This window comes from Pedobacter sp. Leaf176 (assembly GCF_001424305.1).
In the GTDB taxonomy this organism is placed as follows: domain Bacteria; phylum Bacteroidota; class Bacteroidia; order Sphingobacteriales; family Sphingobacteriaceae; genus Pedobacter.
This window is the reverse complement of the sequence record NZ_LMPD01000005.1, coordinates 315,552-328,916: the sequence shown is the minus strand read 5'-3', so window position 1 is coordinate 328,916 and position 13,365 is coordinate 315,552. Positions and strand designations below refer to the sequence as shown.

Genomic DNA, 13,365 nt, shown 5'->3' with positions numbered 1-13,365 from the left:
AGGTCACCTATAATTCAAGAACAACATGAAACGATTAATAATAAGCGGGGTAATGTTTACCCTACTTTTTGCCGCCTGTACGGGCGGAACAAAGTCAGTAAATAGCGCTGAAAATAAAAAGGAAACTCAGCTACCTAAAAAGGGGGTTACTGCCGAAAGTATAGTCCCTACTAAAGAGGTTATTTCAGCTTACCTGGAACTGAAAAATGCATTAACAAAAGATGACGATAAGACTGCTGCGCAGGCTGCTAAGAGCCTAGTTGAAGCCATAAACGTAGTAGACAAAGCTTCGCTAAGTACAGAACAATCTAAAGTCTTTACGGATATCGCTGATGATGCAAAAGAACATGCTGAGCACATTGGATCCAATGCAGGAAACATCAAGCACCAGCGGGAACACTTTGAAACTTTAAGCCAGGAAATTTATGATCTGGTTAAAGCGGGTGGTAGCGCAGGACAAAAGCTTTATTATGATAATTGCCCGATGTACAATAATGGAAAGGGTGGCAACTGGCTTAGTGATACCAAAGACATCCAAAACCCATACCTGGGCAAAGAAATGCCAACCTGTGGAAGTGTTAAGGAAGAACTAAATTAATCATGGGCAGGGTAACAAAAAGTCTTTTGTTTTTATCAGGGTTGCTGGTAGTTATCCAGTTTATTCAGCCTGAACGAAATATCAGCATTCAGGCTTACCCTGCCGATATTAGCCGCACTTATCCTGTACCAGAAAAAGTGCAGGGAATTTTGAAAACCTCCTGTTACGACTGTCATAGTAACAATACCCGTTATCCCTGGTACGCAAATATACAGCCTGGTGGATGGTGGCTTGCCTGGCATATCAGAGAAGGAAAACAAGAGCTCAATTTTAATGAGTTTGGCAAGTACTCCTCACGCAGACAGCAAAGCAAGCTAAAAGCAATAACAGGCAGTATAGAAGATGGCACGATGCCTATCAGTTCCTATACACTGATACATAGGAATGCCCGACTTACAAAAGCTGAACAGGACTTGATCCTGGACTGGATAGAAAAAACAAAAGACAGTCTTTTAAAAAATTAATAAAGATGAAAAAACTAGTAGTATACATTTTGCTGATGGGTTTGTACGGGTTCGCCTCTGCGCACGAAGGACAGACCATCTCATTGCAGCAAAAACAACAGCCGGTAGTCTATACCTGCCCAATGCATCCCGAAATTCAGAGTAGCGAGCCTGGCAATTGTCCGAAATGCGGGATGAAGCTGGTCGCTGAAAAGAAAAAAAGCGTTCCGGTTAAAAAAGCCGTACCGGCCAAAAAAAGTCAATCCGAAAAGATGGGTGATATGGGCGGCATGAAAACGCCTTCTCAAAAAAAGATTACAGATAAGTCTATGCACGCAGTGTCCTATACCTGCCCGATGCATACGGAAATCCATGCTTCTAAACCGGGCAACTGTCCTAAATGTGGAATGAAACTCGTGAAAGAAGTTCCTAAGACAACACCAATAAAGCATGATGGAATGGATATGCCCATGAAAGAGGAAGCTAAAAAGCCGGGCAGTATGGAATATATAAAAGGAATGCAGATGGGAGATGATGACGCCACTATGGCTAATATCAGAAAGGCAAAAGCGAATTTAGGCCCGATAAAAACCATTACCAGCAGTACGCCGCCCCGTACAGTGCGCTACGATCTATACGTCGCAGATACTACGGTAACCTATGGAAAAAAATCAAAGCGGGCAATTGCAGTAAATGGCCAGATTCCAATGCCTACCTTAACATTTACCGAAGGCGACACCGCTCTGATTTATGTGCATAATAATCTTGATGAAGAAACCTCCCTTCACTGGCATGGCCTTTTCCTGCCTAACAAAATGGATGGGGTACCTTTTTTAACGCAGATGCCAATTATGCCCCACACTACTTACGTCTACAAATTTCCGATCGTTCAGCACGGTACCCACTGGTATCATAGTCATAGTATGTTTCAGGAACAGATTGGCATGTACGGCGCTTTTATCATGAATAAAAGAAAAGAGTGGGATATTCCGACAATACCAATTACTTTAAGTGAGTGGACGGATATGAAACCTGAAGAAGTACATCGCAGCTTAAAAAATGCGACTGATTGGTTTGCTATACAAAAAGGGGCAACACAAAACTATGGAGAGGCTATAAAAAGCGGAAACTTCAAGACTAAGGTAAACAATGAATGGAAACGCATGACGGCCATGGATGTCAGTGATGTATATTATGAGAACTTCCTGATCAACGGCAAAAACCAAAATGAACAGCCCCAGTTTAAAGCTGGTGATAAGGTCAGGCTGCGCATTGCAAATGGAGGCGCATCTGATTATTTCTGGCTGAAATATGCGGGAGGCAAGATTACCGTGGTTGCCACTGATGGAAATGATGTTGAACCTGTAGAGGTGGATAGGCTGATCATTGCTGTTTCTGAAACCTACGATGTGGTGGTGACTATTCCTGAAAACAAGAGTTATGAATTTTTAGTTACACCGGAGGACCGTACCAAATCAGCATCCTTGTGGCTGGGGAGCGGAGAAAAAGTTTCTGCAGTAAAACTGAAGAGACCTAAATATTTCGCCGGCATGAAAATGATGAACGACATGATGGACATGCAGGGAAATATGATTGAAATGGATGGCATGAAGATGCAGAACCAGATCATGGATATGAATACGGTGATGTATCCCGAAATTACAGGTGAAGAAAGTCCGGAGTCCGAAAGCAAGAAAACTGATGCTCCTGGCATGCAGATGCCTAACGACAAAAGTATGGCAGGAATGAATATGGCTCCTGAAAGTTTGGATATCGTAACCCTGAATTACAATATGCTCCGGGATCCAAAAATGACAACGCTACCAAAAGGGCCATGGAAAGAACTCAAATTCGATCTGACCGGGAATATGAACCGTTATGTCTGGACGCTGGATAATAAGGCGGTTTCAGAAACTGATAAGATCCTGATCAAAAAAGGCGAAAATGTACGCATCATTATGTATAACAATAGTATGATGCGACATCCCATGCACCTGCATGGCCATGACTTCAGGGTGATTAACGGGCAGGGTGAAAATGCGCCAATGAAAAACGTTCTTGACATTATGCCAATGGAAAGAGATACGATTGAGTTTGCGGCCAGTGAAAAGGGAGGCGACTGGTTTTTTCACTGCCATATTCTTTACCATATGATGAGTGGTATGGGCCGGGTCTTTAGTTATGAAAACTCCCCGCCTAATCCTGAACTGCCCGATACAAAGCTTGCCTGGAAGAAGTTATCTGCCGATGATAGGAAATATCACCCAATGGCCAGTATTGGACTGGAAAGTAATGGTAGTGATGGAGAGCTGATGTTTGCCAATACCCGTTATAGATTATCTACAGAGTGGAGGGTTGGTTTAAAATCAGAACATGGGATTGAGAGTGAAACTTACTTTGGGCGTTACATTGGCAGAATGCAATGGCTAATGCCGTTTGTCGGTTTTGACTACCATTACAACAGCATGAGCAATGAAAGGGAAAATAACCTTTTTGGGCAGCTCAGCAATCAAAAGAACAGAAAGGCAGCCGTGATCGGTGCGCAGTACATTCTTCCTATGCTGGTCACAGCCGAGGCAAGACTAGACAGTAAAGGAAAATTACGGTTTCAGCTGATGCGTGAAGATGTTCCCTTGACCAGCAGGTTACGGTTTAACTTTATGGCCAATACCGATAAAGAATATATGGCCGGTTTCAGATACATTGTGACCAAATACTTTTCTCTTTCCACCCATTACGACAGCGATATGGGTTATGGGGGCGGACTTACACTCACCTATTAATTATAAGCATCATGAAGCATACCTATCAAATAAGTGGAATGAGCTGCCAGGGATGCAGCAAAAAAGTGGAGTTTGCCTTAAATGGAATCCATGGGATTTCTGCAGGGGTTACCTTAGTTCCCCCGGTAGCGGTCATTACTATGGAACAGCATGTGCCAACAGAGATATTACAGGAAGCTTTATCTAAAGCTGGTGATTATAAAATCCTGATGGCAGGGGATCACCATGGAGATTTACCCCATAACAAGGTATTGCCGTCTCCTGTCTATGCCGGTCATCCTGAAGCAGATCATCCTAAAACAATAACTAAATCAGGAACAGGTAAGTATTATTGTCCCATGCATTGCCAGGGAGATAAAACTTACGACAAGCCTGGTGATTGTCCGGTTTGCGGAATGGATCTTGTTCAACAGCCCGTTCAAAAGCTGGCTACACAATATAGCTGCCCTATGCATCCGGAGATTATCCGGGATCAGCCGGGAGCCTGTCCGATATGTGGAATGGATTTAGTTCCAATTGGAGGCGGTGGCTCTGATAAAGAAGAAGACCAGACCTATGACCGGTTGCTCCGTAAATTTAAGATAGCGGCACTGTTTACCGTTCCGATCTTCATTATTTCCATGTCGGAGATGATCCCCGGAAATCCGCTGTTTAATTTGATGGAGCTTCGTTACTGGAACTGGGTGCAGTTTGCTTTTTCAATTCCGGTCGTATTTTATGCAACCTGGATGTTCTTTGAGCGTGCATGGAGGTCGGTGGTGACCTGGAACCTGAACATGTTTACCTTAATTGGTATTGGGGCGGGAGTGGCCTGGTTATTTAGCTTACTGGCTTTATTATTTCCCGGTATTTTCCCAGACCAGTTTAAGACCCATTCGGGTAACGTCTATGTATATTTTGAAGCTGCAGCTGTGATTTTGACGCTGGTGTTGCTTGGGCAACTTTTAGAAGCACGGGCGCATGGCAAGACAAATAGTGCCATCAAAGAACTGTTGAAACTGGCACCCAATCAGGCCACCAGGATCGTGGACGAAAAAGAAACAACGGTTGCTATTGATGACATACAAAAAGGGGACCTGCTTCGGGTAAAACCAGGGGAGAAAGTACCTGTTGACGGAAGTATTAAGACAGGAGAGGTTACCATCGATGAATCGATGATTTCCGGGGAACCCATTTCTGTAGATAAAAAACCGGGAGATAAGGTGAGTTCAGGAACCATTAACGGAAATAAAACTTTTACCATGCTGGCTGAGAAAGTAGGATCGGAAACCCTGCTATCCCAAATCATTGACATGGTCAATTCTGCAAGCCGCTCAAAGGCACCCATCCAGAAGCTGGCTGATAAGATTTCCGGCTACTTTGTTCCTATTGTTGTTTTTATTGCCGTAGTGACCTTTATCATTTGGGCAGTATATGGGCCAGAGCCTTCTTATGTATATGCTTTTGTAAACGCAATAGCGGTGCTGATTATAGCCTGCCCATGCGCACTTGGCCTTGCGACCCCAATGTCTGTTATGGTGGGTGTTGGAAAGGGAGCAAAGTCAGGCGTGCTCATAAAAAATGCGGAATCACTGGAAAAGTTGAATGCCATTGACATCGTTGTGATTGATAAGACAGGTACGGTCACCGAAGGCAAACCATCGGTTGAAAAGGTGATCAGCGCAGATGCTGCTTTTACAGTGCAGGATATCCTTCAAAGGATCATCTCCTTAAACAGCAGTTCTGAGCATCCACTTGCTCAGGCGACCATACGCTACGGGGAACAAAAGCAGATAAAACAATTACCTATTGAACATTTTGAAGCTGTTACCGGAAAAGGGGTCATTGGGATTTTTAACAAGGAAAACCTGGCTCTTGGTAACGAAAAACTAATGGAACAGGTTCATGCAGCCATTTCGCCTGAACTAATGGAACAGGTTAAGGACGAGCAAAAACAAGGTAAAACAGTTTCCTACTTAGCAGTTGGTGATCATGCTATTGGATTTGTAGTCATTTCTGATAAAATTAAGGAATCAAGTAAAGAAGCCATTGGTAAGTTACAAAAGGAAGGCTTACAGGTATTCATGTTTACCGGAGATAATGAAGATACCGCAAAGGCAGTGAGTGAAACTTTAAGCCTTGATGGATATAAAGCTCAAATGCTGCCCGAAGATAAACTGAACGAAATTAAACGGTTACAGCAAAAAGGAAAAAAAGTAGCTATGGCTGGCGATGGCATAAATGATGCCCCTGCATTGTCGCAGGCAGATATTGGAATAGCAATGGGTACAGGAACGGATGTGGCCATCCAAAGCGCTGCTATCACTTTGGTGAAAGGCGACCTGAACGGGATCGCTAAAGCAAGGCTACTGAGCCATAAGGTTATGGGAAACATCAGGGGGAACCTGTTTTTTGCCCTAGGCTACAATGTACTGGGAATTCCAATTGCAGCAGGCGTTTTGTATCCATTTTTTGGAATCCTGCTTTCTCCAATGATTGCGGCATTAGCCATGAGCTTAAGTTCAGTATCTGTAATTCTAAACTCGCTACGGCTAAAAAATGTGAAACTCGATTGATACTTTAATGAACGTTGAACACGTAGAGGTAAGATTTGTATTTAAGTATTTGCTTAAATAGTAATAGTCACTATATTTGATCAATGGAAAAACTGGAAACTTGTATTAGGGTATTAGCCGATTTGAATCAGATAAAGGGCTGTAAAGAGCTTTTACGAGCTAATAAGTCATCCTTTTTTCAATTAAGTAATATACTTGCCCTCACCGGAAATGAAGTAAGGCTTCAAATTCTATTTCTTTTAGAAACAGAATTTGAGTTATGCCCCTGTGATTTAGCAGATATTTTAGGTATGAGTACTCCTGCTATTTCTCAGCACCTACGTAAAATGAAGGACGGGGGAATTATTAAAGCCCGCAAAGTAGCTCAAACGATCTATTACTCCATTGAGCCTCGTCATATAGAATTATTAAAGCCTTTATTTACACATATAACTACTCCAAATCATCAAATCAAACAAATATGAAAACAAGAGAAAGGTCAGGATTAGTAGGTGTGGGGTTGTTATCTGCATTTGCAGCATCATTATGCTGTATAACTCCGCTGCTTGCGTTAATTACAGGAACTTTTGGTATGGCCTCATTTTTTTCCTGGGTAGAACCTGCTCGCCCTTATTTAATAGGGGTCACCGTAATTGTTCTTGCTTTCGCCTGGTATCAGCAGTTATCTAAAAAATCGCAGAAAGAAGAAGACTGCCAGTGTGAAAGTTCATCTTTTATGAAATCTAAAAAAGCATTACTTTTCATTACACTCTTTTCAGGTCTACTTCTTGCTTTTCCCTATTATTCATCAGCCCTATATGATGCGCCTGCAAAATTGACTAATGTTCAACAACAAAGTAATTTGAAATCGGTTAATTTTTCGGTTAGAGGCATGTCCTGTGCCAGTTGTACCGCACACATTGATGGGACACTTTCTAAGGTTTCTGGTGTAGCGAAAAGCTTAACCTCCTACGAAAAAGCTGAAACAAGGGTGACTTATGACCCTAAAAAGATTTCAGTTGATAGTTTAAAATCTCAGATAAACAGAACTGGTTACCAAGTAACAAATATTAAACCCTAATAAAAATGGCTAAAGAAATTCAATTAAATTCTACCATTACCTGTCCTTCATGTGGGTATAAAAAAGAAGAGGTAATGCCAACGGATGCTTGTCAGTACTTTTACGAATGTGAAAGCTGTAAAGCACAAATCAAACCTAATTTAGGCGATTGTTGTGTATTCTGTAGTTTTGGTACTGTTCCCTGTCCTCCTATTCAGGAAGGTAGTAGCTGTTGTAGTTAGTCATTTGGCATATAAAAGTTATTATACAATACTTTAACATCTATCAATAACTCATCATTATTTGGTAATTCAAGAGCTACCATCCTATTATTCCAGCTTTATGTAAAATCCTTGGGGAATGGAAATTTATTTCCGTTCGAGTATCACAAACTGTTTTGATAATAACATTATCTTTGGCCTCAATGAAGCTGTTCGCTATTTTTATGACTGTCTTAATGATCTTTACTGGTTTTGATCCATGTAAGGATAAGGATATTATAAATAGCTACATTAAAATAGAAGTGAGTAAGGCTGGCAAAGACAAACCCGATAGAAGTGTTTGCAATCCTTTTTGTAATTGCACCCGGTGTCCATTTTCGATTTTACTTCCACAGCAACCACCTCTTTTGCTAACTTATCGTCCTGTAAAAGGTGTTTTTATTATTACTATTAATTCAGGCACTCCAATCAGGATTAGCCCTTCCGTGTGGCAACCACCCCGGTTTACCCTCGGCTCTCTAAAAGTTTAAAATATTTTATTAGTACCCATAAGGGTAAATATTAATTTCTTCAATGAAAAGATTCATTATGCTTTTTGTTGCAGTGGCATGTTCTATTACTGCCTTTGCCCAAAATAATTTTACTGTAATTTTAAAAAATACAGAATCTAAAGAGCCTTTAATTGGCGCTACAGTGACCATAAATGACCTTAAAAAAGCTTTGTCTACCAATGCCCAGGGTCAAGTCACTTTTTCTGATATTCCAAACGGCATTCATTCCATTGAGTACCGGTACGTTGGATATGCCGCCAAAGTTGACACCCTCGCATTTCCTCTGTCTAATACAGAGCCTCTAATCGTTCTACTAGAACAGGCAGAAGGTGAAGAGCTGGAACAGGTCGCAGTTACCTCCACCAGGAGCAGCCGAACTATTGACAACATCCCTACGCGCGTGGAGGTGATATCAGGTGAGGAACTAGGAGAAAAGGCCAATATGAAGCCAGGAGATATCCGCATGCTTCTTGCCGAAAGTACAGGTATCCAAACTCAGCAAACATCAGCAACCAGTGGTAATGCAGCTATTCGAATTCAGGGTCTTGATGGTAAGTACACGCAGATCATACGTGACGGCTTCCCTTTGTATTCTGGCTTTTCAGGTGGTTTGGGCTTATTACAGGTTGCACCCCTGGATTTAAAGCAGGTAGAGGTGATCAAAGGGTCTTCTTCAACCTTGTATGGGGGTGGTGCGATTGCAGGATTGGTTAATTTGGTTTCCAAAACACCCACCGATGAACGGCAATTAGACTTTTTGCTAAATGGCACTTCGGCAAAAGGCATTGATGCCAGTGTATTTTATGGTGAAAAGTTTAACAAGGTAGGGACTACAATTTATGCAGCCTACAATCATGGCTCACCTTATGATCCATCAAGCCTTGGCTTAACAGCCATTCCCAGGTTTAACCGCTATACCCTTAATCCAAAACTATGGATCTATTTGAATGAGCGTACCACGCTGAATGTCGGAATCAATGCCACGGTTGAAAACCGTATTGGAGGTGACCTGGACTTTATTAAAGGCCATGGAAGCGATCAGAATTCTTATTTTGAAGAGAACAAAACTGGCAGATACAGTAGCCAGTTACAGCTTGATCATAAGTTAAATGATCAAGAAAAGCTAACATTTAAAAATAGTGTCAGCTACTTTGACCGCACCATCACTTTGCCAGACTATCGTTTCTCAGGAGTTCAGGTAGCATCGTATACTGAGGCCAACTATACCCGAAACGGAGAGAAAGCAGACTGGGTGGTAGGGCTGAATTTTTTAACTGATCACTTTGGTGAGGAAAAGAATAACACCTTCCCTTTGCGAAGCTATACTTACAATACCATTGGTGGCTTTGTACAAAACACATTTAACATTAGCCCGAAAGTTACTTTGGAAACAGGTATAAGGGGTGACTACCATAATGATTATGGCTTTCTGTTTTTACCCAGGATATCGGGCTTATGGAAGATTACTGAACACTTTTCTACCCGGTTGGGTGGTGGGTTAGGCTATAAGGCGCCTACTGTATTTACAGAAGATGCCGAACGCATTCAGTTCCGGAATGTACTGCCGTTAGATGTAGCAAACACAAAGGCCGAGCGGTCATATGGTGCCAATTATGACATCAACTATCGTACTTCAATGTTTGATGGTCAGGTTGGATTAAGTGTGAACCAGTTGTTTTTTTATACAAGAATAGATAATCCTATCCTGCTTACTGCATTAACCAATGCTAATTTACAATATCAGCAGCCCTTGGGGAATCTAAATACTAAAGGCATCGAAACAAATGTGAAGTTAACCTACAGCGATTTTAAATTATTCTTGGGTTATACCCTTGCAGATGTAACCCAAAATACCAATGATGTTAATACAACTTATCCTCTGGTATCTCGCCATCGGCTCAATAATGTGTTGATGTATGAGGTAGAGGACAAATGGAAAATTGGTGCAGAGGCTTACTACTTTGGTTCGCAGCAGCTAAATGATGGAGTTAGAGGCAAAAGCTACTGGACAGCAGGGCTAATGGCCGAAAAGATATGGGAGCGGTTTTCGGTATTCATTAACTTTGAAAATATAACTGATACCCGTCAAACAAAGTTTGATACTATTTATACAGGCAGTATTTCCAATCCTGTTTTCCGGGATATTTATGCGCCTTTAGATGGCTTTGTGATAAATGGTGGTGTAAAAATTCGACTTTGAAAGACAAGCTTCTAATGGTCCGAAATGGTTGCTTAAGACAAAGTATAGCTAGTTCGGATTTAGCTTGATGGCATTAACTTTTACAGCTTGGTACGAAATAATGGATTAATTCAAATGACGCGCTGCAAAAGGAAATTGCAGAAGAATGGTTTACTGAATTAAAAGACTAATAAAATGAAAGATATCAATAACCTGGAAAATAAAATTGTAGAAACAGAAGAAAATATGGATCCCCTGTTAAAAAGCAGCAAGGAAGTGCATCCATTTAGTGAGGAGGAAGAGGAAGATGATGAGGTGCTGGATTTAAACAAGAATCAGGAAGAAGAAACCATTCTTAGCCACTGGCCGCTACTCACTGCCTTGCTTATTTTAGTAGTGATGCTAACCCTGGAATTTGGATTTAAGTTCCAGCTAGCGTTTCCTTTGAACCTGATTATTTATGCCATTGCTTTTTTACTGGCAGGGTATAATGTACTGGGCATGGCGTTTCGTAAAGCCAGACATTTTGATTTCTTTAATGAATTCTTTTTAATGAGCGTAGCCACCATTGGTGCATTCAGTATTGGCTCTTATAGTGAGGGGGTAGCCGTAATGGTCTTCTATTCAATCGGAGAGTGGTTCCAGGATGCAGCTGTCAATAAAGCCAAAAAAAGCATTAAGGCCCTGCTGGACATTCGCCCAGACCAGGTTACTGTACTCAGGAACGGCAGCCCGGTTGTTGTCGATCCTAAAAAAATTGTTTTAGATGAGCTGATCCAGGTGAAGTCCGGAGAAAAGGTAGCTCTGGATGGCATTCTTGATTCTGAGTCGGCAATCTTCAATACTGCGGCGCTGACCGGGGAAAGTAAACCTGACACCAAGCGAAAAGGGGAACAGGTACTTGCCGGAATGATCAACCTAGATAAAGTATCTCAGATACAAGTCAAATCCTTATTTAAAGATAGCAAGCTGAGTAAGATACTTGAAATGGTACAGGATGCAACAGCAAGGAAGTCTCAGACACAGTTATTTATTAGCCGGTTTGCAAAGATCTATACACCCATTGTGTTTGCACTGGCACTGCTGGTTTGCTTTGCACCATATTTTTTTGTGGACACTTACAACTTTCAACAGTGGTTTTACCGGGCGCTGGTTTTCTTGGTAATCAGCTGCCCTTGTGCGCTTGTGGTATCTATACCGCTGGGATACTTTGGCGGTATTGGCCTTGCATCAAGAAATGGAATACTATTTAAAGGGTCTAACTTTTTGGATGTAATGACCAAAATCAATACCGTAATCATGGACAAGACCGGAACTTTGACTAAAGGGGTATTTAAAGTACAGGAAATTGTTACCGGGGATATTGATCAAAATGAACTAATCAGGGCTGCCTCTGCAATTGAAATCAATTCCACCCACCCTATTGCCAAGGCTATCGTAGAATATGCTGCCGATAAAGCTGCAGGTTTGAAAGCCGAAAATGTAGAGGAAATATCAGGGCATGGTTTAAAAGGAACTGTAGAAGGAAAAGTAATCCTTGCAGGTAATGCAAAACTGCTTAAGAAATTTAATATCTCTTATCCTGCAGAAATAGATGCACTAGTAGATACCATAGTTGTAATTGCGATTAATGATAAATATGCAGGTTACATCACTATTGCTGACGAAATAAAAGAAGATGCAAAACAGGCCATCCAGCAGATGCATGATCTTAAGATCCAGACGGTAATGTTGTCTGGAGATAAGCAGGCGGTCGTGGATAAAGTGGCTAAGACCCTTGGCATTGATGAGGCTTTCGGAGATCTATTGCCAGAGGGGAAAGTTGAAAAAGTACAGGGGCTTAAAGATGCAGGTAACAGGATCGCTTTTGTGGGTGACGGGGTTAATGATGCCCCGGTAGTAGCTTTGGCAGATGCAGGAATTGCGATGGGCGGTCTTGGAAGCGATGCTACCATTGAAACTGCGGATATTGTAATTCAAAATGATCAGCCTTCAAAGATCACAACGGCTATTAAAATTGGTAAGATTACGAGCCAGATAGTCTGGCAGAATATAACCATTGCAATGGTTGTCAAAGTTATTGTCTTGATCCTTGGAGCAGGAGGGATTGCGAACCTTTGGGAAGCGGTAATTGCAGATGTTGGAGTCGCGCTTTTGGCGATACTCAATGCGGTAAGGATACAGAAGATGAAATTATAAGGTTCGTATAATAAAATCTGCAATTAGCCGTAACTTAATAGAGAGCGTTAATATGAAAGCGGGATGATCAGTATGATTGTTTCCGCTTTCTGTTTTTATAAGCTTAGTAGCCAAGACATAGAGTTACAAGCAGGCCATTAGTATTGTATTACTTAGTCTATCATTAAACACTCATTATTTGATATTTACCAAGGTTTGAGGTTGTTCTTGGTATGTCCTTTCTCTAGCCTTAAAAAAATGGGTTTTTTAGGATATGATTCTCATAAACTCATTCCATTATTCAAATAAGAATTTCAGTTTTTGATGATGAGTACTTGATAATTCGAATTCTATGAAAATGAAGGCTAGATGCGAGTTGAGGAATGCATTAAATAATGCATGAACTTTCAATTCCCGCTTCATCAAATTATTTCAAAAAACAAAAAATACAAATTTCATTTCAATGGCGGTGTTAAATCAATCACGTTGTTAAACCGAGGGTATGTACCTTCTAAATTAAATGCAAGCTACATGGCATTTGCGCATAATTGTAAAAAAATTTAGACCAAACGGATTTCCCCCCGTTTATCCTATAATTGAATAATATTCAAGCTGATCGATGTTCGCAATTGAAACTAATCCACATGCTTATTTGGCTAATTAGATAGCAGTTTATGGAGTTCAACACTGATGTCTAGACAATTGGTGTTTTATAAATAGTTGCGGTATATCTTAATTTTAGGGAAAATTCTAAAAAGTTCGAACCGAAAAATTCAATTTAATCTATTGTAAGTGACTTATTTTCAAGTTCTTAATGT

At 41.1% G+C, this 13,365-nt stretch carries 9 protein-coding genes; all 9 read left to right on the top strand.

Annotation, left to right across the window (positions count from 1 at the left end; translation table 11 throughout):
• Positions 1 to 25: 25 nt before the first annotated feature.
• The 9 genes from ASF92_RS15855 (at position 26) to ASF92_RS15815 (ending at position 12,568) form a co-directional block, all read left to right on the top strand.
• Positions 26 to 598 carry a DUF3347 domain-containing protein gene (locus ASF92_RS15855; RefSeq protein WP_056095334.1) on the top strand — a complete coding sequence of 191 codons (573 nt, stop codon included), beginning with the start codon at positions 26 to 28 and terminating at the stop codon, positions 596 to 598.
• 2 nt (positions 599 to 600) lie between these two features.
• The gene (locus ASF92_RS15850) at positions 601 to 1,062 is read left to right on the top strand and encodes a heme-binding domain-containing protein (RefSeq protein ID WP_056095332.1); all 462 of its coding nucleotides are present in this window, start codon (positions 601 to 603) and stop codon (positions 1,060 to 1,062) included.
• 5 nt (positions 1,063 to 1,067) lie between these two features.
• Positions 1,068 to 3,824, top strand: a complete 2,757-nt coding sequence (locus ASF92_RS15845; protein ID WP_231729839.1) for a multicopper oxidase domain-containing protein — start codon at positions 1,068 to 1,070, stop codon at positions 3,822 to 3,824.
• Positions 3,825 to 3,835: 11 nt separating this feature from the next.
• Positions 3,836 to 6,379, top strand: a complete 2,544-nt coding sequence (locus ASF92_RS15840; RefSeq protein ID WP_056095328.1) for a heavy metal translocating P-type ATPase — start codon at positions 3,836 to 3,838, stop codon at positions 6,377 to 6,379.
• An 83-nt stretch (positions 6,380 to 6,462) separates the two neighbouring features.
• Positions 6,463 to 6,843 (top strand): metalloregulator ArsR/SmtB family transcription factor, encoded by a 381-nt coding sequence (locus tag ASF92_RS15835; RefSeq protein WP_056095325.1) that lies wholly within the window; start codon positions 6,463 to 6,465, stop codon positions 6,841 to 6,843.
• Positions 6,840 to 7,439, top strand: coding sequence for a mercuric transport protein MerTP (gene merTP, locus ASF92_RS15830; RefSeq protein ID WP_056095322.1), 600 nt, complete (start codon positions 6,840 to 6,842; stop codon positions 7,437 to 7,439). The genes ASF92_RS15835 and merTP overlap by 4 nt, the downstream gene beginning before the upstream one ends.
• 5 nt (positions 7,440 to 7,444) lie before the next feature.
• Positions 7,445 to 7,660, top strand: a complete 216-nt coding sequence (locus ASF92_RS21545) for a GDCCVxC domain-containing (seleno)protein (RefSeq protein WP_082489586.1) — start codon at positions 7,445 to 7,447, stop codon at positions 7,658 to 7,660.
• A gap of 552 nt (positions 7,661 to 8,212) precedes the next feature.
• Positions 8,213 to 10,390: a TonB-dependent receptor domain-containing protein gene (locus tag ASF92_RS15820; protein ID WP_056095317.1), complete on the top strand. Its 2,178-nt coding sequence runs from the start codon at positions 8,213 to 8,215 to the stop codon at positions 10,388 to 10,390.
• Positions 10,391 to 10,564: 174 nt separating this feature from the next.
• Entirely contained in the window at positions 10,565 to 12,568 is a 2,004-nt protein-coding gene (locus ASF92_RS15815; protein WP_231729838.1) for a heavy metal translocating P-type ATPase, read from the top strand.
• The last annotated feature ends 797 nt before the right edge of the window (positions 12,569 to 13,365 follow it).